This is a genomic window from Streptomyces argenteolus, from assembly GCF_042902585.1.
Lineage (GTDB): Bacteria > Actinomycetota > Actinomycetes > Streptomycetales > Streptomycetaceae > Streptomyces > Streptomyces argenteolus.
The window spans coordinates 167,341-191,468 of record NZ_JBIBEG010000011.1; the positions used below are offsets into that span (position 1 = coordinate 167,341).

A 24,128-nucleotide genomic window follows, 5' to 3' on the forward strand; every position below is an offset into this window, starting at 1 on the left:
TCAGGAATTACCCCCGTGGGCCTTGATCAGCCCGAGTTGGTCGAACGTGCCCGAAAGGAGGACGTCGAGGGCGGCCATGCCGTCCGCCGGCTCGATCGAGCCGGCACCGGCCTGGTGCATGCGCTGCCGGTACTCCGGTGCGGCGACGATGCCGACGGTGCCCCAGTAGCCCCAGTTCATGGTCTTGACCGGAAGGCCCAGCCGGCTTGCGAGGTGGTGGGCGAACGCGTCTTCGAACACGGAGCCCGCCACGTAGTTGCACTGCCCGGAGGCCTTCAGGAACGAGTTCATCGAGGAGAAGAAGAGGAGGAAGTCGAGCGGCTCGTCCCGGAAGACCTGGGCGAGTCGGACGCTCACGTCGACCTTGGCCGTGACCGCGGCACGGAAGCGCTCCTCCCCCATGCGCTCCAGGCTCTGGTCGAGCAGCACGATCGCCGAGTGGATCACGCCGTGGACGACCGGATGGGTCGTTCTGATGTCCTGGTAGGCCCGCTCCAGCGCCGCCCGGTCGGTGGCATCGGCCTGGACGTAGCGCGGTCGGGGTCCGAGCTCCCCGAGCCTGCGCAGCTTCGCCCGGATCGACTCGTCCTCCTCCCGTCGGCCGATCCACACGACCTGCGCCCCGTGATCGCGGATCATGTGCTCGGTCCATGCCTCGCCGATGCCTCCCGCACCGCCGATCACGACGTAGACGCCGCCCTGCCGGTACGCAGCCCCGCGCGGGTGCTCCCCGACGGTGTCCCGCACGGGCACCAGGCTCTGGCGGAACCAGCGGGAACGGCGGTACGCCCATACACTGCCGCTGTCCTCGCGGGGGATCGCGAACAGCTGCGCCACCGGCCAGGCGCGGTCCGGGTCGAGATCGGCCAGGCGCACCGTCCAGCCCGGGTACTCCTTGGCCACCGAGCCGAGCAGTCCGTGCAGTCCGGCGTGGGTCGGCTCCACGGTGTCCGTGCGCCGGACCCGCAGCGTCCGCTCGGTCACGACCGTGAGGTCGAGCGCGCGGCGGCCGTACCCCAGGATCAGCAGTGCCTTGAGCGTGCGGAAACAGGCGTACAGACCGGCCTCCTGCGCCTCGACCATCGCGTCGTCCACGACGTCGGCGGTTGTCTCCCCTGGAGCCAGCCAGACCAGGTGCCCGAGGGCCGCACCGGGGACGTCGAGCTTCGCCGCGATGGTCTCCGCCGTGTCCGCGGGGTCCAGCGGCAGGCGTTCGGCCTGCGGATGAACGGCCCGGACCTGCGCCCAGTGCTCCGCCGTGCCGCCGATCACGACGACTCGGCCGGACGGCAGGGCGGCGTCCTGCGGGACGGGCGGGACGACCGCGTCCCAGACCGGTGCCAGCAGGACGGTCGTACCGTCCGGGTCCTCGCCCTCGGGCGTGGCCGGTGTGTACGCCTCCTCGGTGGCGACGGGGTTCGCTGCCGGGAGGGACGCCACGGGCCGCCGGGGCGCCGGGGCGTCGTCGAACCAGTAGCGCTCACGGGCGAAGGGGTACGTGGGCAGCGGGACCCTGCGAGCGCCGGTCCCCGCGGCCAGCGGTGCCCAGTCGACGGGCGCGCCGCCGCTCCACGCCGCGGCCAGCCGCTCGGCCTCCGTCGTCGACACCGTGCCGTCCGGGGCGACCTGCGGCACCAGCGCGGTGCGGCCGGCCCGAGTCTTGGCGGTCCGGCCGGTGGCCACGCCGTCCGCCCGGCCGTCCTCGGCGTACCGCGTCAGCTTCTCCAGCAACTCTCCCGGGGTGCAGGCCACGACGGCCAGCCGCTCTGCCATGGCCTCCCTGCCCTGCTGCAGGGTGCGGGCGACGTCCGCCAGGACCAGCGACGGGTGCAGGCGCAGGTGCGCCGCGAGACGGGCAGCCGCCGTCCTGAGCTGCTCCTCGCTCCGGGCGGACAGCACGAAGACCTGCGGGCCCCCGGCCGGCCGCTCCGCCGCGTCCGGCGGGAACTCCTCCACGACCAGGTGGGCGTTGGTGCCGCTGAAACCGAACCCGCTGACGGCCGCGCGTCGCGCGGCGCCCGGTTCGGTCTTCCACGGGGTGAGCTCGGTATTCACCCGGAACGGCGAGCCCTCGAAGTCGAAGTGCTCGTTGGGCCGGTCGAAGTGAAGGGTCGGCACCAGTTGCTCGTGCCGCATGCACAGCAGCACCTTCTGGATCGAGGCGATGCCCGCGGCGGCCGAGGTGTGGCCGACGTTGCTCTTCACCGAACCGATGGCGCAGTACCCGGTCCTGTCGGTCCGCTCGCGGTAGACCGTCGCCAGGGCCTCCAGCTCGATAGGGTCGCCCAGTTTGGTGCCCGTGCCGTGCATCTCGGCGTACCCGATGCCGGCGGGGTCGATGCCGTACCGCTCGTAGACGTCGCGCTCCAGCTCCATCTGGCTCGCGACGCTCGGCGCGGTGATGCCGTTGGTCCTGCCGTCCTGGTTGATGCCGGAGCCGACGACCACGCCGTGGATGTGGTCGCGGTCGCGCACCGCGTCGTCGAGACGCTTGAGGACGAGCGCGCCCACCCCCTCGCCCGGCACGAACCCGTTCGCCCCGTTGTCGAAGGCCTTGCAACGGCCGTCCGGGGACAGCATGCCCGCGCTGGACATGCTGAGGTAGGAGTCAAGGCTCAGGTAGAGCGTGACGCCGCCGACGAGCGCCATGTCGATCTCACCGCTGCGCAGTGCCTGCGTCGCCAGGTGAGTGGCGACGAGAGAGGACGAGCAGGCGGTGTCCAGCGCGATCGCGGGACCCTTGAGGTTGAGGAAGTAGGCGATGCGTGCCGCGGTGATGGCGTTGCTGCCGTTCGTGGCCGCCGCACCCGGCCCACCGCTCTGCCGCTGCATGAGCATGCCGTACTCACTGCTCATGATCCCGAGATAGACGCCGCACTTGTGGCCGCTCAGCGAGCTGGGATCGTATCCCGCGTCCTCGAACGCGTGGTACGCCTCCTGAAGGAAGAGCCGCTGCTGCGGATCCATCGACTCCGCTTCCGCGGGCGGGATGCCGAAGAACAACGGGTCGAAGAGGTCGATGTCGTCGAGGTGTCCCATCCACTTGCAGGTGACCTTGCCCTCCTGGTGCGGGCGCGGGTCGTAGTGGCGGGCGACGTCCCACCGGGAGGCGGGGACCTCGTCCACGCAATCGCGGCCCTGCGCCAGGTTGTCCCAGTACTCGTGCAGGGTCCCGGACCTCGGGTACCGGCCGGACATGCCCACCACGGCGATCGCGCCGGCCGGGTGGGAGTCCGCTCGCACCGGCTCGGGGAACGACTGGGTTCTGCTCGTCCGCGCGGCTGCGGGAACCGGCGCGGCCACCGCGACCTGCGCGGGGGTGGCGACCGGTTCGGGGGCGGCGACCGGTTCGGGCGCGGGCTCCACGACCGGCGCGGGCGCGAGAACCGGCGCGAGCTCGACGACCGTCTCGGGCGTGGCCACCGTCTCGGGCTCGGTCACCGTCTTGGGCTCGGTCACCTCACGAAAGGGTCGCCCTTGAGGGGCGCCTCCTCGGGCCAGCTCCCGGACGATGTGGGCCGACAGCTCCACGAGGGTGGGATGGTCGTAGAGCCGGGTGACCGTGAGATCCAGTCCGTAGCGTTTGTTGACGGCATTCATCCACTCGACGCCCACGATGGAGTCCAGGCCGACATCGGTGAACTTGGTGTCCGGATCGATCTCTTCCTCGACCATGTACAGGGCGTCGGCGAGGCTCGCCGCCAGCTCGGCGACGAGACTGTCCGGGTCCGGAGCAGCGGGCGACGGAGAGGCCGGCGCGCCGGCCCCGGGGCGGGGCGGATCCGCCTGGGCCGGGTGCGGGAGGCTTCCGGGAGCGGTCACCGCTGCGGCGGCGGCCTCCTCGGCCGGCTCCTCCGGCACCACGACGACGTCCGGCGGGGCGGGGCGTGCGGACCCCGGCCCGCCGCGGTGCCCGAACCCGGCGTCCAGGGGGGTCAGGCCGATCCCGCGGGGCTTCTCGACGGTCCGGGGGGCGGGGCCCGGGTTGGTGGTCGGCAGCGCGGTCAGGACCGGCGCGGCCTGGCGTACCGGGAGCGCGGTGGGCTCAGCGGGTCCGGCTGCCGTGACCGCGTCGCGGTCGGCCGTCCCGGTGGCGGACGGTGCACCGTCCGCCATCCAGAACCGCTGACGGGCGAAGGGGTAGGTGGGCAGTGAGATCCGGCGCGGCAGCGCGTTCGGGTAGTAGCTGCGCCACGGCAGGTCCAGCCCGTTGGTCCACAGTTCGAGCAGTTTGCCGAACTTCCGCTTGCCCACCCAGGCCGCGATCATGTGTTCCATGTCCTCGTCCTCGACGAGGACGGAGACGACGTCCTTGGAGCGCCTGCCGCGGCGGCGGTGCAGCGCGGCGTCGTCCTTGCCCTCCACGTAGTCACCCAGGTGGGCGGTGAGCTCGGCCGCCGTGCCCGCCAGGAACGCCACCCGCTCGGCCATGTGCTCGCGCGCCACCTGGAGCGTGGCCGCGACCAGTGGCACGTCGGCGTCCTCGATCCGCTCCTCGCGCACCCAGTCCAGCAGACGCCGGGCCTGCTCGCGCAGTTGGTCCTCGGTTCTGGCCGAGAGCAGGATGACCGACCCCAGGGGCCACAGGGCCGGGTCGTCGGCCGGCGCGGGACCGGCCGGCACGTACTCCTGCACGATGACGTGAGCGTTCGAGCCACCGGCTCCGAACGACGAGACACCGGCGACGCGCGGGTACTCCCGGGGTCCGTCGGGTGTGTCGATCACCGGCCGCCGCCACTCCCCCAGCTCCTGCTGCACGCGGAAGGGGGTCTCGCTGAAGTCGATGTACGGATTGAGCGTCTCCGAGTGGAGCGAGGGCGCCAACCGGCCGTGCGCGAGCTGGAGCAGCACCTTGGTGAAGGCGGAGATGCCCGCGGCGCTCTCGGCGTGTCCGATGTTGCTCTTGACCGAGCCGATCGCGCAGAACTGCCGATCACCGGTGTGCCGGGCGAACGCCTTGGCGAGGCCTGCGATCTCGATGGGGTCGCCCAGGGAGGTGCCCGTACCGTGTGCCTCGACGTAACTGACGGTGCGCGCGTCGACTCCCGCGCGGTCCAGGGCGCGGGCGACCACATCGGCCTGGGCGTTCGGGTTGGGGACGGTGTAGCCGTTCGTCCGCCCGCCGTGGTTGACCGCCGTCGCCTTGATGACGCCGTAGACGCGGTCGTTGTCGGCGATGGCCCGGTCCAGCCGCTTGAGCATCACCGCGCCCACCCCCTCGGCGGGCACATAGCCGTCGCCGCCCTGGCCGAAGCTCTCGCAGCGGCCCTTGCTGGACGCGAAGCCGGCCTGCCCGAGCAGGTGGTACTTGGCAGGGTGCAGGGACAGGTTGACCCCGCCGGCGATGGCGATCTCGCAGTCGTCCGACTGCAGGCTCTGGCAGGCGAGGTGGAGCGCGGTCAGCGAGGAGGAGCACATCGTCTTGACCGTGAGGCTCGGCCCCTGCCAGTCGCAGAAGTAGGAGACCCGGTTGGCGATGTTCGCGGCGTTGCCCGGCACCGCCCTGCCGTCGGCCATGGCCTGGTCAGTCGCGCCGTAGAGCTGGTATTCGTCGTACATCGAGCCGACGAACACCCCGACGTTGCCGCCGGCGCCCTTCGGGGAGGGCGCCGTCAGGTCCTCTCGCGTGTATCCGGCGTCCTGGAGCGTTTCGTAGACGCACTCCAGGAACAGGCGCTCCTGCGGGTCGGTGAACTCCGCCTCGCGCGGTGACATGTTGAAGAACAGCGGGTCGAACCGGTCGACGTCATCGAGGAAGCCGCCCCACGAACTCGTCCCACCGGGCTCGGAGCGGTCCGCGTCGTGGTAGGCACCGACGTCCCAGCGGTCCTCGGGGACTTCGGTGACGCTGTCCCGGCCCTCGGCGAGGTTGCGCCAGAACGTCCGCAGGTCGGGTGCCTGCGGGTAGCGCCCGCCCAGGCCGATGACCGCGATCTCCGTGCCGCGCGCTGCGGATCGGGACGGGGGCGGCACGTCGTCCGCCGGCGGGGTGCGCAGGACCGCCGCCGCCCTTCCGGGGGCGGCGTACTCGGCGGACGGCTCTTCCGGTGCGGCGGGAGTGGGTGCCGTGGCGGCCAGGCCGTCCGGTCCCCGCAGCTCCCGCAGCCGGTCCTGGTGGACCTCCAGGAAGTAACGGCTCAGCTCGTTGACGTTCCGGTACTCGAAGAACAGCGTCTTCGGCAGGTTCCCGAAGGACGCCTCGAGCCGGGCGGTGAGGTTGATGGCCTGGATGGAGTCGATGCCGTAGCGCTCCAGCCGGCTGCCCGCTTCCAGGCGCTCGGCGGGCACCTTCAACACCTCCGCCAGCAGCGAGGTGATGTACGTGACGGTCCACCCCTCCAGGCCGTCGTCCGGGGCCGGTGCCGGCGGGCAGGCGGCTCCGGTGGTCACAGGTGCCGTGTGCTCTCCGGCGTGCTGCATCGTCAGCGCCTTCCTGATCCGGTCGGTGTGCCCAGCGGCAACGAGTACCTGGCGATGGTGCGTATGGAGGCACCGGGCGAAGGCTGCGATGCCGGCACGGCGCCCCAGCGGGGAGATCCCGAAGCGGTCGTACAGCACCGTCCTGGTGTCGGCGTCGGCACCCATGCCGCCCTCGGCCCACAGCGGCCAGTTGATCGACAGGGTGCGGCCCGAGCGGTGCCCGTCGGCCACGAGACCCTGGCGGTACCCCGCGAACCCGTCCATGAACGCGTTGGCCGCGGCGTAGTCGGCCTGACCGACGTTGCCCGTGACGGCGGCGCCGGAGGAGAACGCCACGAAGAAGTCCAGATCGAGATCCCGGGTCGCTTCGTCGAGGTTCACCAGACCGTTCACCTTCGGTGCCAGCACCTCGCGGAACGTCCGGTGGGACTTCCGCAGGATGAAGTCGTCCTCGACCACCCCGGCGCTGTGGATCACGCCGTGGATGGTCCCCGCGGTACGCCGGATCCTGTCGACCAGCGCCTTGACCGCGCCGCGATCGGCGACGTCGACCGGTTCGTAGGACACGTTCGCGCCCGAGGCCCGCAGCTGTTCCAGGACCCGGCGGGACTGTTCCCCCTCTGCGGAGCGGCCGACGAGGACGAGCGTGGCGTCCGTCACCTGCCCGGCGATCTCCTCCGCGAAGATGCGACCGAGGCCGCCCATGCCGCCGGTGATGAGGTAGACGCCCCCGGCCCGCCACGGCGAGCCGGAGGGCGCCTCCGGGAACTCCTCGTCCCAGGTGAGCACTTCACGTGTGGCTCCGCGCAGGCGCACGATGGCGTCGACGGGGTCCCGCCGCTCCCGCGCGAGGAGTTCGAGCCGTGCCGCGACGGGTGTCTCTGCTGCTACCACCACGACCTGTCCGGTGATCCGCGGGTTCTCCAGAGCCGCGGTCCTCAGCAGGGCGCCGAGACCGGCCAGCACACGGGACTCCGGCCGGTCGGTCAGCACGATCTGCAGGACGTACTTCTCCTGCGTGCCGTCCCGCAGCAGCTTCTGCGTGGTCTCGAACACCTTGAGTGCGTAATCCGTGTAGCGGGCGTCGGCGGTGGGGCCCGGGGAGCTGAGCGTCACCGTCTCGCAGTCCGGATCCGCCGCGGCACCGGCCGCGAGTGCACCTTCCTCGGCGATCACCACGGCCCGCCCGCTGACGGAAGGAACAGCCGTGCCGGGCAACGCCCGGTGCCGCCAGCGCGGAACGGCGAACACCTCGCCGCCCGCCCGCGCGGCGGGTGCCCCCTCGGGAGCCGTCTCCGGGCGCGTCGCCCGTACCGTCAGGCCCCGGACGCGCACCTGGACCCGTCCGGCGTCGTCGCACAGATCGAGGTCGAAGGAACGGGTGTCCCCGCCCGCCGTGTCCCGGGCACCGCGTCGGGCCCAGACCCACAGGGCTCGGCCAGGGGCGGCTAGCACCTCGACCCGGTCCACCCCGAACGGCACGAACACCTGCCGGCGGGCGTCCGGCTCCCCGGCCGTCAGGCCCGCGCAGGCCTGGAAAGCCGCATCGAGCAGGCTCGCCGGCAGACAGCAGCCGGCCGCGTCTCCGCGCGCCGCTGCGGGCAGCACCAGGCGCGCGAGCACCTGGGACTCGCCCAGGAGCAGATGGTCGATACCCCGGAACGTCTCGCCGTACGAGAGACCGGCCGACCGGAAGGCGGGGTAGATCTCCGCCGCCTCCAACCGCCCGCCGTCGCAGGCGGCGTGCAGCCCCGCCAGGTCCACGGTGGCCGGTGCCGTCGCGCACGGCCCCACCGAACCCGTGCACAGCACGGCGGCGTCGGCGCCCTCGTCGGCGACGGACATCTCGAAGGGGACCGCGTCCGCGGAGTCGGGCCCGAGCACCACCTGCAGGTCGCGCGGCGACGTGTCGACGCGCAGCGGCCGGATCCACACCACGTCCGTGAGGGCGACGCCGGCGCTGTCGGCCACCGGCCGTCCCGCGACGGCGGCAGCCCCCGCGAGGGCCAGCTCCAGGTACGCGGCACCAGGCAGCGTCCGCACCCCGTGCACCAGGTGGTCCCTCAGCAAGGGCTCGTCGCCGCTGAAGGTCGAGCGGTAACGCCGGCCCCCGGATTCGGAGGCCGCACGGTGCAGCAGCGGATGGAGGGGGACGGCTGCCTGCGACGGTACGGATCCGGACCGCCCTGGTGGCCCCGCCGCCACCCAGTACCTCTCCTTGGCGAACGGGTATGTGGGAAGGGGGATACGAAAGGGCCTCTGCGGGGCGTACACCTGGGCCCAGTCGACGGCACGGCCGCCGACCCAGGCCTCCGCGACGCGTCCCCACGCGCGGGCGGCGACCAACGACGTGACCAGGTCGCTGTCGGCCTCGCTCTGCTCCTCCCACGTCGGCGACTCGAGTGCCCGGCCGCGGAAGAGTTCGACCCTGCCCTGTCCCAGGTGGGTCCTCAGCCCCTGGACCACCCCGTCGAGGCAGTCAGCGGTGAAGGCCAACCGCCAGTCCAGCGCGGCCCGCCCCTCCTGGAGCGAGAAGGCCAGGTTCATCAGATCGAGCTGCGGCTGCTCCTCCACGAAGGCGAGCAGATCGCGTACCCGGGTGTCCAACTGCTCTTCCGCCGCTGCCGACAGGATGATCACGGCAGTCGATGACTCGGCCTGCTGTCGCGTGTCACGCATAGCGATACTCCTCCAGCACCACGTGGGCGTTCGTCCCGCTGAATCCGAAAGAGCTCACGGCGGCCCGCCTCAGCTCGTGGCCGTTCCGTGCCTCCCAGAACTGGAGGTCCTTGCTGACCGACAGCGGGCAGTCGTCGGCGTCGAGGAGTTCGTTGGGTGTGTCGACGTGGAGCGACGGTACGAGCAGCCCGTGACGCAGGCCGAGCAGTACCTTGTGGACGCCGGCGATGCCGGCGGCGGCGGACGTGTGTCCGATGTTGCTCTTCACCGAGCCGATGGCGCAGGATCCCGCGGCCACGCCCCGTTCGCGGTAGACCGTGCTCAGGGCGTCGAGTTCGATCGCGTCCCCGAGTCTCGTCCCCGTACCGTGCGTCTCGACGTAGCCGATCGAGGCCGCGTCGACACCGTGCCGGTCGTAGACCGAGCGGAACAGTTCCATCTGGCTGTTGGCGCTGGGCGCCGTGATGCCGTTGGTCTTGCCGTCCTGGTTCGTACCGGACGCCAGGACCACGCCGTAGATGTGATCGTGACCGGCTTCGGCGTCGCTCAGCCGCTTCAGCACCAGGGCGCCGACGCCCTCGCCCGGCACGAACCCGTCGGCCCCCTGGTCGAAGGACCGGCACTGCCCGCGCGCCGACAGCATCTGCGCCCCCGACATCCTGACGTAGGAGCCCGCCAGCAGGTAGAGCGAGACGCCTCCGACCAGGGCGATGTCGATCTCACCGCTGGCCAACGCCTGCTGGGCGAGATGCAACGCGACGAGCGAGGACGAGCATGCGGTGTCCAGGGCGATCGCCGGGCCCTTGAGGTTGAGGAAGTAGGCGATGCGTGCCGCGGCGATCGCGTTGCTGCTGCTCGTCGCGACGGTGTCCTCCTCGCTCCGGTTGGCTGCTGCCAGGAAGCTGTACTCGTTGCCGCTGATGCCCAGATAGACGCCGCACTTCTTCTTGCTCAGCGACCCGGGGTCGTAGCCGGCGTCCTCGAAGGCCCGGTAGGCCTCCTGCAGGAACAGACGGTGCTGGGGGTCGATGCCTTCCGCTTCGGCCGGCGAGATGTTGAAGAACAGCGGGTCGAAACAGTCCGCGTCCTCCAGATAGCCCATCGACTTGCAGTAGGTCTTTCCTTTTCGGCCGGGTCGGGGGTCGTAGTAGCGGGACACGTCCCACCGGTCGGCGGGCACTTCCCGGACGGAGTCACGGCCGTCGCGGAGGTTGGCCCAGTACTGCCGGAGGTTGTCCGCGTCCGGGTAGCGCCCGGACATTCCGACCACGGCCGCGCGGTCACCGCGACCTGCGGCGGGCGGAGCGTCCCCGGCCGGCGCTGCGGGCCCGGTGGCCGCCTCCCTCGGATGCTCGCGCGTCCCGGGGGAACGGTGCCGCGGAGGCACGGTTGCCGACGGGGACGTCCGTACCGGCTCAGGCACGGGCACGGGCACGGGTGCGGGCACCCGCGCTCTCACCGGCTCGGGTACGGGCTCGGGTAGGGGCACCGGCGCCGGTGGGTGAGGCGGCTCCGGGTCCGGGTCAGGGTCCGCCTGCGCCGCCGGCGCGGGGGTCTCCCGGGCCGGCATCAACTGCGCCACGTAGGCGGCCAACTCCGTCACCGTCGGGTAGTCGTACAGCCGTGTCGCCGTCAACGACGTCCCGTACGCCTTGTTGATCGCCTTGACCCACTCCACCCCGATGATGGAGTCCAGACCCAGCTCCACGAAGTTGCGCCGGGCATCGATCTCGCCCTCCGACAGGTACAGCACTCCGGCGAGCCCCGCCCTCAACTCCTCCCGCAGCACTTGCAAGGAGTAACCCGGCCCGCCATCCCGCTCCCCCGCCACCGGCGAAGTGGCCACCGGAGACACCGGAGAGGCCGAAGGGCCACCCGGCTCCGGCACGAACCCCGGCTCCGGCTCCAGGTCCGTGCCCGGGCCCGGGTCCGGCTCCGCCGCCGGCGCATCGGCCTCCCCGGCCGGCATCAACTGCGCCACGTAGGCGGCCAACTCCGTCACCGTCGGGTAGTCGTACAGCCGCGTCGCCGTCAACGACGTCCCGTACGCCTTGTTGATCGCCTTGACCCACTCCACCCCGATGATGGAGTCCAGACCCAGCTCCACGAAGTTGCGCCGGGGATCGATCTCGCCCTCCGACAGGAACAGCACCGCCGCGAGTCCCGCCCTCAACTCCTCCCGCAGCGCACTCGACGGACGCCCCGGCCCGCCGGCCCGCTCCGCCGCCACCGGCCGCGTGGCCACCGGGGAGACCGGAGAGGGGGAGGGAGCCGGGGACACGGAAACGGAAGGGGCGGGGGTCACCGGAGGAACCGCCCGCGCCTCCGCGCCACCGGTGTCGGTCAGTACGACACCGCGGGGCTTGGCCGGCGCAGCCGTCGCCGGGGCGACCGCTGCGCCCGCGTCCTGGAGCAGGATCCGCGGCTTCTTCCCCGGGACGACGGCACCCGGTGCGGGGAGCGCTGCGGGCGCCCGCAGCGCCACCGGTGCGGCCGGCTCCTTCGGTTTCCGTGCCGGTGCGCTCGCCCGCGCGGGCGCCCCTGCCGGAGCACGCCGTCCGTCCGTGGCCCAGTGCGGCGAGCGCGCGAAGGAGTAGCCGGGCAGCGTGACGGTCCGGGGCCTGTCGCCGGTGAACAGCGCCGGCCAGTCCGGGGATGCGCCCTGGCAGTAGAGCTCGGCCAGGACACAGCACACCTCCTGGTACCGCTCCGCCGGTACGCCGGGGGCCCGGATCACGTCCAGGAGCGCCCGCACCTGGACCTCCAGCAGCGAACGGTCCTGGTCGCGTGGTGCCTCGCCGCGCCTCACCAGGGGATGTTCCTGGCCCCTCCCCGCGGCGGACAGCACGGAGAGGGCGTCCGCCGCGCTGACGACGACTGCACAGCGGTAGGTGAAGTGGTGTCTGCCCTCCTGGAGGGTGTAGGCCGTGTCCCTCAGCCGCGGGTGGTCGAGCTCTCCCTGGGCTAGCGCCGACCGGAGCTCCTGGAGGTGCCTCCGCAGTCCGTCGGGAGTCTTGGCGGACACGAGCAGCAGCACCGGGGCCTGGGGGACCGGGGCCTGCGGGACCGGGGCCTGCGGGACCGGGGCCTGCGGGACCGGAGCCTGCGGGACCGGAGCGCGGCGGGCGGCTTCGGGGTAACTCTCCACCACCATGTGGACGTTGGTCCCGCTCATCCCGAACGAGCTCACCGCACCGAGCCTGGTGTCCGTGGGCCCGGCCGGCCAGGTCCTGGTCTCCTTGTTGACGTAGAAGGGGCTGTCCCTCCACGCGATGTAGTCGCTGTCCTGGTCGCAGTGCAGACTCGCCGGGACGACGCCGTGCCGGACCGACTGGACCAGGGTGATCAGGCCGACCAGTCCGGACGCCGCCAGGGTGTGACCGACGTTCGTCTTGGTGGAGGTCAGCGCGCAGAAGCCGGTCCTGTCGGTGAGCTCCCGGTACGCCTCGTTCAGGGCGTTCACCTCGACCGGATCGCCGAGCGGTGTTCCCGTGCCGTGCGCCACGATGTGCTCGATGCGCCCGGGGTCGATGCGGTGCCGGTCGTAGACCTGGCGGTAGAGCCGCGCCTGAGCCGCCCCGCTCGGCGCGGTGATGCCGTTCGTCCGCCCGTCGTAGTTCATACCGCTGCCGCGGATCACCGCCAGAATGCGATCGCCGTCGGCCTCAGCCCGGGACAGGCGCTTGAGGACGAGGGCGGGAACGGCCTCACCGAGGACCATGCCGTCGGCGCCCTTGCCGAAGGCGTGGCAGACGCCGCTCTCGGAGAGCATGCCCGCCTTGCTCATCTCGGTGTAGCCGCGTGCGGTGGTCGCCAGGCTCACTCCGGCGACCAACGCCGTGTCGCATTCGCCGCCGCGCAGGCTCGCGCAGGCCTGGTGGGCGGCTGTCAGCCCCGAGGAACAGGCGGTGTTGACGGCCAGCACCGGCCCGGAGAAGTCGAGGAGGTAGGCCAGACGCGAAGCCATGACCGCCTCGTGCTGGGCGGTGATGCCGCCCTCGCCTCCGGTCAGCTCGGGGTAGTCGCCCTGCTCGGCACCGACGAACATGCCGATCGTCCCGGCACGCAGCTTGCGTTCGCCGTAGCCCGCGTCCTCCAGGGCACGCCAGGCCTCCTGGAGCAGCAGTCGCTGGCGCGGGTCCAGGGTGCGTGCCTCGCGCGGCGAGATCTCGAAGAACGCGGCGTCGAACTCCGCGATGCCGGGGACGAAACCGCAGCGGACGGCCTCCTGCTGCTCCGCCTCCAGCCCGTCCCAGTCGGTGCGCCGGTCCTCCGGGACGGCGGTCAGCGCGTCCTTGCCCTGCAGGAGGTTCTCCCAGAACTCGTCGACGGACCGGGCGCCGGGGAAACGGCCGCTCATGCCGATGACAGCGATCGGTTCCGGTTCCGTGGGCGCCCCGGACCGCTGTGCCGGGGCGGTCGCGGACCGCTCGTCGGCTGCGGCGCCGGAGACCTCGGCGTCCGGAGTCCGGGAAGCGGCCGGGGCGCTGTCCGCGGCTGCGCCCCCCGCCGCGCCGGGCCTGCGCAGAGCCTCGCGGTGCTCGGCGACCAGATGCCCGACCAGCTTCTGCGGGGTGGGGTGGGAGAAGAAGACCGAGGGCAGCACCTCGATCGCGAGACTCTCCTCCAGGGTCCGGGCCAGCTTGACCAGGCTGACCGAGTCGAAGCCGAGCTCGGAGAGGCTCTCGTCGGCGTGGATCTGCTCGCGGGGTACCCGAAGTACGTCGACGATCGCCGTCTTGAGGGCCGCGAGCACCAGTGGTGCGAGGTCCGCGTCCTCGCCGGTCTTCGGCTCCGGAACGTCCGTACGGCGGGACGCGCCTGCGGGGGTGGCGGGTGCGGGGGTGGTGGGTGCGGCAGCGGGGACGTCGCGTCGTGCTGCCGCCGGCCCGGGCTCCGCGTCGAGCATGCGCCGTACGCGGGCCGGATCGCCGGCCATCACGATCTGCTGGGTCTGCCCCTGCCCCAGGAGCTGTTCGAAGAGCGTCAGTCCCTCGGCTTCCCCCAGCAGGCGCAGCCCGCTGGAGGAGAGGTACAGCTCGACGCCCTCCGCGTCGTCGAACCCCATACCGCCGCCGCTCCACAGGGGCCAGTTGACGGCCACCGTCGCGCCGGACAGCACCCCCCGGCGGACCTGCTGGTCGCGGTGGCGGGCATAGGACGTCTGGAAGCGGTTGGCCACAGAGTAGGCGCAGCCGCCGAAGTCACCGAGGACCGCCGACGTCGACGAGAAGTAGCAGACGAAGTCGAGGGGTTCTGCGGTCAGCACCTCGTCGAGCACGCGCGTGCCGTCCACCTTGGCGGACAGCAGGTCCTGGAAGGACCGGGCGTCGCCGGCGAGCAGCGAGGTGCCCTCGGTGGCGCCGGCGGCGTGCACCGCGCCGTGGATCGGTCCGAACCGCTCGCGCGTGGTGGCCACCACCTCCCGCATGGCCTGCCGATCGGCGACGTCGGCCTGTCGGTACAGGACCTCGCCGCCCAGCGACTCGATCCTCGCGATGCTGCGGCGCTTGCGGGCGTCGAGGGCCGAGCGCCCGGTCAGTACCAGGCGCGCCGACCAGGTCCTGGCCAGGTGCTCGGCGAGCAGGAGGCCCAGTCCGCCGGTTCCGCCCGTGATGAGGTACGTGCCGTTCGGCCTCAGGAGGTGCTTGCCGGCACCGAGCGGGCTCGGACGGACCCGGCTGGCATGGCGGACGCCGGCGCGGTACAGCGCGCTCCCGGACGTCCCGGCGGACCACTCGTTCCACAGGCATGCGAACCAGTCGCCTCGGGCTGCCCCGGCGGGCGGGTTCTCGGTCTCCCGCAGGATCGCGGCGAACGGCACGTCGGGCAGGACCCTGCCGAGGGAGCGCTCGAAGCCGAGCCACGATTCCGCGTACGCCCGCTCGACGCCGTCGCGGAACTCACCGGCCTGCAGGACACGCCCCACCGGCAGGCCTGACGCGGCGATGGCCTGCAGGAGATGCACGGTGGCGGTGTACGAGCCGGGCAGCTCTGCGTCGTCCAGCGACCACAGGTTCAGGACGCCGTCGACCGCGCCGTACCGCGCCCGGATGTCGTCGAAGACGCGGACGCAGTCGTCCGGGGACTGGTGATCGGCTTCGTAGGAGTGGTCGGACGTCCGGGCGAAACCCGGTCCGCGGGTGACGAACACCAGGGTGACCGCGGGGTCCAGCTCGCGTGCGGCCCGCGCCAGCTCGACGCGGTCCGCCGGGTCGGTGCAGAGGCAGACCAGGGTCTGCGGGGCGTCGGCCAGGCGGACGGCGGGGAGCGCTTCCGGTTCCCAGGACTCTGCGAAAAGGAGGGCTGCCGGCGGATGCTCCTCCCCGGTCGCAGCCCCACCGGGACGCGCTGCCGCACCGCGCGGAGCGAGGGCCGCGGCGGAACGCGTGGTGTCGATCCAGTACCGGTTCCTTGCGAACGGGTAGGAGGGCAGGGCCATGCGGGCCGGGCACCGGCTGCCGTGAAGCGCGTGCCAGTCGACGGTGCCGCCCCGGACCCACCAGGCCAGCAGTGCGGGGAGGTCCCCCCTGGCGAGCGCCTCGGACCCGCCCGGGCCCTCCGCCGCTCCGCCCGCCCGGCCGCGGACCGCCCCCTCGGCGTCCGGGCGCCCGTCGGCGAAGTCCCGGAGTCGGGCGAGCAGGTCCGGCATCGCATCCGTGACGAGACCGAGCCGTTCGCGCATGGCCTCGCGCCCTGTCTGGAGCGTGTGGGCGAGCGCGGGCAGATCGGTGGTCGAAAGGCCCTTCTGCTCGATCCAGTCCGCGAGTTGCGCCGCTTTCTGCCGCAGGAGCTCCGTGGTGCGGGCGGACAGGACGACCGGGACGGGGCCGTCGGAGGTGACCGCGGGCTCCGGCGCGTCGTCCGGGTCCGGCCGGTACTCCTCGACGACCAGGTGCGCGTTGGTTCCCCCCGCCCCGAAGGAGGAGATGCCGGCGGTCCGGGAAAGCTCGCGCTCCCGGCCGTCGACGGTGATGACCGGCCGCGGCCAGTCGGCGAGAGTCTGCTGGACCGTGAAGGGCGTGCCGTCGAAGTCGATGTTCGGGTTGAGTGCGGTGGAGTGGATCGAGGGGGCGATCTGGCCGTGCCGCATCTGGAGCAGCACCTTGGTGAGCCCGGAGATGCCTGCGGCGCTCTCGGCGTGGCCGATGTTGCTCTTGACCGATCCGATCGCGCAGGACCGGCCCTCGCGCACGTGTTCACCGAAGGCCCGGGTGAGTCCGGCGACCTCGATGGGATCCCCGAGAGCCGTGCCGGTGCCGTGCGCCTCGACATAGGTGACCGCGTCCGGTTCGATGCCGCCCTGCCGCCAGGCGTCGGTGATCACGCGCGCCTGGGTGGCCGGGCTGGGGACGGAGTAGCCGTTGGTCCGTCCGCCGTGGTTGACGGCGACGCCCCTGATGACCCCGTGGATGTGGTCCCGGTCCTTCACGGCTTGCTCCAGCGGCTTGAGCAGGACGGCGCCCACGCCCTCGCCCGGGACGTAACCGTCGCCCCCCTCGCCGAAGCTCGCGCACCGTCCCGTGCTGGAGACGAACCGGCTCTGCCCCAGGAGCAGGTACTTGTTGGGATGCACCGACACGTTGACCCCGCCGGCCACCGCCAGGTCGCAGCTGCCGGACCGGATGCTCTGGCAGGCCAGCTGAATGGCCGTCAGCGACGACGAGCACATGGTGTCGACGCTCATGCTCGGGCCCTGGAAGTCGAAGTAGTACGAGACCCGGTTGGCCACGGCCGCGAGGTTCCCGGACACGGCCACCGGGTTGTCGAGCACCTGCTCCTGGGCTCCGTACAGCTGGTATTCCGAGTACATGACGCCGACGTAGACGCCGATGGCGGGGGGGCGGCCGGAGTCCGTCGGAGCCTTCAGCCGGTCCGGGGTGTACCCGGCGTCCTCGACGGTCTCGTGGACGCACTGGAGGAACAAGCGCTCCTGGGGGTCCATCCGTTCCGCCTCGACGGGCGAGATGTTGAAGAACAGCGGGTCGAACTCGTCGACGCCGTCGATGAATCCACCCCACCGGCTGTACGTCTTGCCGGGGGCGTCCGGGTCCGGATCGAAGTACGCCTCGTGGTCCCACCGGTCGGTCGGGATGGTGGTGACGCAGTCGCGTCCGGCAGCGAGGTTCGCCCAGAACTCCTCGACGGTGCGGGCCTTGGGGTAGCGCCCGGCCAGTCCGATGATCGCGATGTCCAGTCCCTGCCGTGCGGGGCGCGCGGCAGCGGGGCGGGGCGCGGAGGGCGACGGCACCTCGGTCTGCTGCACCGACCACCTGGTCGACGCCAGGGGCTTGCGTCGCAGCGGGCCCGTGGACCGGGCTCCGGCGCGGACCGCCGGCCCACCGGCGGCGGGGAAGTCGGGGGCCGGGACCACCGGGTCCGTCGCGGCCTCGCCGAGCAGTCGCGCCAGGTCGGACCGACGGGTGGCGACCAGGTGCCGGGCCAGCTCACGGGGCGTACCGAACTCGAAGAACAGGGTGGTGGGCAGCGACCCGAAGACCGCTTCCATCCGCGCGGTCATGGCCATCGCCATGACCGAGTCGAGGCCGAAGCTCTCGAACGACGCGCGGGCGTCCACCCGGGCGAGGGGGAGCTTGGTGGTCTCGGAGAGGAGGTGCTCGAGGAACTCGCTCGCCTTCTCCTCGAGCAGGTCGCCGTCATAGTGGGTCACGAATTCGTCCCATCGGTGGTGAAAGTAGGGAACTTCCGCTGCGTCGGGACCGAGGCGTCCCCCAGGGTGTGGCCGCCAGGAGGAACCGCGACCAGGATCTGGCTGTACCGGGAGTGCAGCATCCGGTGGAAGCCGCCGATGCCGGCTGCCTCCGGCGGCCAGTTGACGGACTGGCTGTGCCCGTGGCGCTCACCACCGGCGACCAGGTCCTGCCGGCGGCGCGCGTAGGCGTCCAGGAACCCGTGGGCCGCGGCGCCGTCGACCTGGCCGGCTCCGCCGCCCGCCCCGCCAGGGGAGGAGACGGTCACGAAGAAGTCCAGCGGGAGCGACCGGGTCGCGGCGTCCAGGTTCACGACGCCCGCCGCCTCGGGGGCGAGGACGTCGAGGGAGTCGCGGCCCGGCGTGCCGGCGACGAGCTCGTCGCGGATGGCCCCGGCACCGAGGACGATTCCGTCGATCCCTCCGTGCCGCTCCAGAAGCCGCGCGACCAGTGCGTCCGCCGCGGAACGGTGGGAGATGTCGGCTTGCTCGTAGTGCACCGCGCTGCCGGCCGCCGGCTGCCGCAGCACCGCACGGGTCTCGGCGTCCAACGGCGACGGGCCGACGATGACGACGGTCGCGTTCCCCGTCTGTGTGGCGATCTCCCGCGCAACGGTCCGTGCGAGCGCACCGGACGCGCCGGCGACGAGATAGACCCCGTTCTCCTTCCACGGCGGCGGGTGGGGGGCTGCGCGGTCCTCGCACGCGGCCCAGGCCAGCACCTCGCGCCGGCCGTCGACGTACCGCACCAGGGTCTCCTCGGGGACGTCGCGGTTCTCCAGGATCCGCGGCACGGCGCGCTCGGGGGTGTCGGTCCGGTCCAGCACGACGACCTGCCCGGTGAGTGCCGGGTTCAGGAGGCAGGCCGTCCTGAGCACTGCCGCGAGGCCGGTGAGCAGCGTCGCGTCCGGTGTACCGGGAACCACAAGCTGGACATGGGTCGGGCCGGTGGCGCCGCGCTCCAGGGAGCGCAGGTGCCGCAGCACCTGCTGGCCGTACGCGGTGTACCGGCGTTCGGGGGCCCCGTCCTCGGTGGCCAGCACGAACACGTCGGCGTCGTCGCTCCGCAGGAGCGGCGCCAGGCCGGGCACTCCGGCGAGCAGCACGGCCGGGCGGGCGGCGAGCGCGGGCGGCCGGGTCGGTGCGGGTCGGGCCTGCCACTGTGCGCTGAGCAGGAGCGGCTGTCCGCCGGCCGCCTCCACCCCGGCCGGGGTGGTGTCGCGGGGTTCCGCTGCGGGACCGGGTGCCGCCCGTTCGAGGGCGTCCCGGTCGGAGGCGGCCGGGTCGAAGAAGAGTCCGCCGATCCGGATGCGGACCCGGCCCTGCTCGTCGGCCAGGTCGATGTCGAAGCCGGCGGCCCGCCCCGGGGCGGCCGGCTGTGCGCCGGGGCGCACCCAGGCCCACATCGAGGCCGTGCAGGCGTCGAGGACGAGGACCTCGTCGATGGCGCGGACCGTCGCGGGTCCGCTGCCGCTCCCCGCCGGGTCCGGTCCGGTCGGCCGGGCGAGGACGTCGAAGCACACCTGTACCGCGGCGTCGAGCAGGCCCGGATGCAGTACCAGACCGTCCTCGGTGTCGTGGTCCGGGTCGGGCAGCGCCAGCCGGATCAGGGCGTGGCCGGCTCCGGTCCAGATGTGCCGCACCGTGCGCCGCGCGGATGCGGGCTCGGGTCCGTCGTCCCGGTGGCCCTGGTGGTACTGCTCGCCGGTCAGGCCTGCACCGCGGCAGGCCCTTTGCAGAGCGGGCACGTCCAGCACCGTCTCGGCGGCTCCTTCGGCGAAGTACAGGACGCCCGTGCTGTGTTCGGCAGCGTCCCCGTCGCTGTCCCCGGCCGCCGGGGTGCTCCGGATCCGGAACCGGATGTCGCCGTCGGCCTCCGGGCGCAGACCGACGTGGGTCGCGCGGGGGCCGTCACCCGGAGCGAGCGGCTGCGCGAACACGATGTCGCGCAGCACCACCGGCGCGGCGGGATCGACGCTCGCCCTGCTGCTGAGGCAGCACGCGGCCACGGCCATCTCCAGGAAGGCCGCGCCCGGCACGGTGCGAGCGGCGTCGTCGCCCAGGAAGGGCTCCTGTCCGGTCACGACGGACGTGAAGCGTTGCTCGCTGAAGTCGGACGTGTTGGCGTGGACCAGCGGATGCAGGTGCGCCGGGCCGCCGAGCGCAGGCGGTGCGGCGTCGGACAGGTCGTCGAAGGCGTTGTACCGCTCGGCCGCGAACGGGTAGGCCGGCAACGCGACCCGCCGCGGAGTCGTGGTCCGGTGGAGGGACTGCCAGGTCACGGGCACTCCGCTGACCCACAGTTCGAGCAGCTTCTCGTACTTCCCCTTCTCGGCCCACGCCGCGATCATCACGTCGAGGTCGGAGTCCGCCGCGAACAGCGTCAGTGTCTGGGCGCCGTCGGAGACCGAACCGCGGACCACGTCTCCGCCGGCGAACTCGTCGGCCAGGAACCGGCCGAGCCGCTCGACCAGCTCGGGCACGGAGGCAGCGACGACGCCGAGGCGTTCCTCGCGTGCTTCGCGCCCGACCTGAAGGGTGTAGGCGACGTCCGTGAGCGCCAGGTCCGCGTTCTCGGGGCGGCCCAGCCACTCCACCAGGTGTTCGGCCCGTGCCCGCAGCTGCTCGGTCGTGCGGGCGGACAGGGGTATCACGGCGCGGGCACCGGTCTCGGCCGGCGGGCGCGGCACGGGGCTGTCGGGGACGTACTCCGCTATCACCACGTGGGCGTTGGAGCCTCCGGCACCGAAGGCCGACACGCCGGCGATACGAGGCAGCGCACCGCGCGTGCCGTCGTCCGCCGCAGGGGCCGGCCACTCGGCCGGTTCCCGCTGCACCACGAACGGGGTCTGCTCGAAGTCGATGTGCGGGTTGAGTTCCGAGGCGTGCAGGGACGGGGCCAGCGCGCCGTGCTGGAGTTGGAGCAGCACCTTGGTGATGCCGGCGATGCCGGCCGCGCTCTCGGCGTGCCCGATGTTGCTCTTCACCGAGCCGATCGCGCAGAACCCCCGGTCATCGGTGTCGAACGCCTTGCACAGTCCGGCGATCTCGACCGGGTCGCCCAGGGAGGTGCCGACGCTGTTCGCCTCGATGTAGCTCACGTCCCGCGCGTCGACCCCGGCGCGCCGCAGGGCCTCGCCGATGACCTCCGCCTGCCCCAGCGGTTCCGGAACCGAGTAACCACTCGTCCTGCCGCGGTGGTTGGCGGCGGTGCCCTTGATGACCCCGTAGATCCGGTCACCGTCCGCGACCGCCCGTGCCAGTGGCTTGAGCAGGACCGCCCCCACTCCCTCGCCCGGTGCGTAGCCGTCGCCTCCGGTGCCGAAGCTGGCGCAGCGGCCGTTGCTCGACGCGAGCCGGCCCTGGCTGAGGAGCACGTACTTGTTCGCGTGCAGCGAGAGGTTCACTCCTCCGGCCACCGCTGTGTCGCACTCCCCCGCCTCCAGGCTCCGGCAGGCCAGATGCACGGCCGTCAGCGACGACGAGCACATCGTGTCGACGCTGAGGCTCGGGCCGCGGAAGTTGAACACGTGGGAGACCCGGTTCGCCACGGATGCCGAGTTGCCCGGCACGACCGGCGCCGCGCCGTACTCCCGCGTCCGGGCGCTGTGGAGCTGGTACTCCTGGTACATCACGCCGACGAAGACGCCCACCGGGCCGTCGAGCCGGTTGCCTGTACGGTCCTTGCCGATGTCCCGGACGTACCCGGCGTCCTCCAGGGTCTCGTGCACACACTGCAGGAACAGCCGCTCCTGCGGGTCCATGATCTCCGCCTCGCGCGGGGAGATGTTGAAGAACTGCGGGTCGAAGTCGTAGACGCCGTCGAGGAATCCGCCCCACTTGCTGTAGGACTTCCCCTGAGTTCCCTTGCGCGCGTCGAAGAAGCGCTCGTGGTCCCAGCGGTCGCGCGGGATCTCGGTGACGCAGTCCTTGCCCGCGGCGAGGTTCTGCCAGAACTCCCGCACGTCGCGGGCCTGGGGGTAGCGGCCCGCCAGGCCGATGACCGCCACGTCGGGTGATGCCGTGGCCGGGGCCGGGCCGGCGGGGCGCGCCGCCGGAGCAGCGGACGGCAGGGGCCACGTCCGTCCCGCTCCGGGAACGGGCTGTTCCGGGGCGTCAGGTCCGACGGCGGGTGGCTGCCGCCGTCCGCCCGCCGAGGGGACCAGCTCCCCGATCTGCCGCGGGTGGGTCTGCAGGAGGTGGCGGGTCAGGGCGCTGATGGTCCGGTGCTCGAAGAACAGTGTCTTGGGCAGCGAACCGAAGACCTCCTCCAGGGCCCGGGTCATCTCCATGGTCATGACGGAGTCGACGCCGTAGTCCTCCAAGGACGCCTCGGCGTCTATCCGGTCGGCGGGCAGGTCGATGACCGAGGCCAGGAGCCGTTTGAAGTAGGCCACGGCCTGCTGCGTGGTGGTCTCGTCCAGGTCCCGCGCGACCGCTGCCGTCCTGGTCGTCGCGGGGGATTTTGCGGGCGCGGCGTCCGGCGCCGGCAGGGGCTGGGGTGCCGGGGCGTCCACGAGCAGTCCGGTGAGGAGGGTCTGCGCGATCCTCCGGCGGTCGCCCCACAGGACCATCACCTGGTCGGAGGACGAGGCCAGGGCCAGGTAAAGAGCGCGCAGCCCGTCCCCGTCCGGCAACGGCACCAGGCCGAAGCGCTCGTGCAGCGAGCGTTCCGTCGGCGCGTCGACGCGCATCCCGCCGTCGGCCCACAGGGGCCAGGCGACCGACAGCGTCCTCCCGCGCCGCTCGCCCCGGGCCACCAGCGCGTTGCGGTGGGAAGCGAAGGCGTCCATGAACGCGTTCGCGGCGGCGTAGTCGCTCTGCCCGACATTGCCCAGGGCCCCGGCGACCGAGGAGAACGTGATCAGGAAGTCGAGGTCCGCGTCCTGCGTGGCCTCGTCCAGGTGCACCAGGCCTGCGACCTTCGGTGCCAGCACCCGGGCGAAGGCGTCCGCGTCCTTCTTGATGACGAACGCGTCGCTGGTGAACCCGGCGGCGTGCAGGACGCCGTCGATCCGCCCGTACCGCTCCCTCGTCTCCTGGACGAGCGTCACGACCTCGTCCCTGACCGCCACGTCGGCCTGTACGTAGACCGCCTCCGCGCCGTGCCGGCGCAGTTGTTCCAGCAGCGCGTCCTTGGCCGCGTCGCGGGGCGAACGGCCGGCGATCACGATGCGGCCCCCACGGACGCGCCGCGCGATGTCCGTGGCGAAAACCATCCCCAGACTGCCGGCGCCCCCGGTGACCAGGTAGACGCCCCCGTCCTTCCAGGGTGCCGCCGCCGACCGGCGGTGGACGTCCTCCTCGCGCCACCTCAGGACCTCGCGGAGGCCACCGCGGTACCGCACCGCGAAGTCCGTGAGCACCGCGCGGTCCGCCGTGACCAGGGACGCGGCGCGCTCCGGGGTGTCCTCCGGGTCCACCAGCACCATCTGCCCGAGCAGTCGGGGATTCTCCAGTCCCGCCGATCTCACGACGGCGGCCAGCCCTGTCCACAGCGACGCGTCGACGGCCGGGGCGAGCAGCTGTACGCGGACCGGGTGGTGGGCCGGTGCCCCGAGCAGGCGTTTGACCTCGCCGAAGACCTGGAGCGCGTAGTCGGTGTAGCGGCGCCCGGCATCCGTGGCGCCCGAGGACAGCCGGACCACGCGCGCGGTGCCCCGCGCCTCCAGTACCGCGGCGACGTCGGGAAGTTCCACGACGAGCACCAGGCCCTCGGGCGCCGGGGCCGCGGCCGGCGCCGGGGCCGCGGCCACCCAGCGCGGAGCGGCGAACAGCTCGCGGGCGGTCGTGGCCATCGGCTGGGCGCGCAGCGCGACGCCCTTGAGCCGGACCCGCACCCGCCCCTCGTCGTCGCAGATGTCGATGTCCAGGCGACGCAGACCGGCGCCCTCGCGGCCCGCGCTGTCCCGCACCCAGGCCCAGGCCTCCGGTGGGCAGGGGCCGAGGATCTCGGCCTCGTCCAGCGCGAACGGCAGCTGCGGTTCCCCGCCCGCCGCCCCGGAGAGCAGACCGGCACACGCCTGGAGCCCGGCGTCCACGGTCGACGGGTGGAGGCCGTAGGCGTGCTGGGTGTCCCGCACCGCCTGCGGCAGCGAGATCCGGGCCAGGACCTGTCCCGCGCCCGTCCACAGCTGCTGGACACCTTGGTGACCGGGACCGTAGCTGATGCCGCGCGCCTCGGCGGTCGCGTACAGCGCGTCGGCCCCGGGTCCCGGGGTCGAGCACGTCTCCCGCAGTCGCGGCAGGTCGACGCGGACCTCGGTGTCCGCGGCCACGGGTCGCGCGGTCACGTGCACCACGCCCTCGCTGTGGACCG

General features: G+C 72.6%; 3 protein-coding genes (1 of these 3 running past the window's edge). All 3 read right to left on the reverse strand.

The window, feature by feature from the left end; all coding sequences use genetic code 11:
- Tightly spaced (each overlapping or abutting the next), the 3 genes in view from ACFY8O_RS30475 to ACFY8O_RS30485 form a layout consistent with a single transcriptional unit that may run on beyond the window.
- A complete protein-coding gene (locus ACFY8O_RS30475; RefSeq protein WP_387908060.1) occupies positions 1-9,099 on the reverse strand; it encodes an SDR family NAD(P)-dependent oxidoreductase in 9,099 nt (3,032 codons plus the stop codon).
- A complete protein-coding gene (locus tag ACFY8O_RS30480; protein WP_387908062.1) occupies positions 9,092-17,770 on the reverse strand; it encodes an SDR family NAD(P)-dependent oxidoreductase in 8,679 nt (2,892 codons plus the stop codon). The genes ACFY8O_RS30475 and ACFY8O_RS30480 overlap by 8 nt, the downstream gene beginning before the upstream one ends.
- Positions 17,767-24,128 carry the end of an SDR family NAD(P)-dependent oxidoreductase gene (locus ACFY8O_RS30485; protein ID WP_387908065.1) on the reverse strand. It continues 7,333 nt past the right edge of the window, so 6,362 of the gene's 13,695 nt are visible here — the last part of the coding sequence; its start codon lies off the right edge, out of view; it ends in the stop codon at positions 17,767-17,769. The genes ACFY8O_RS30480 and ACFY8O_RS30485 overlap by 4 nt, the downstream gene beginning before the upstream one ends.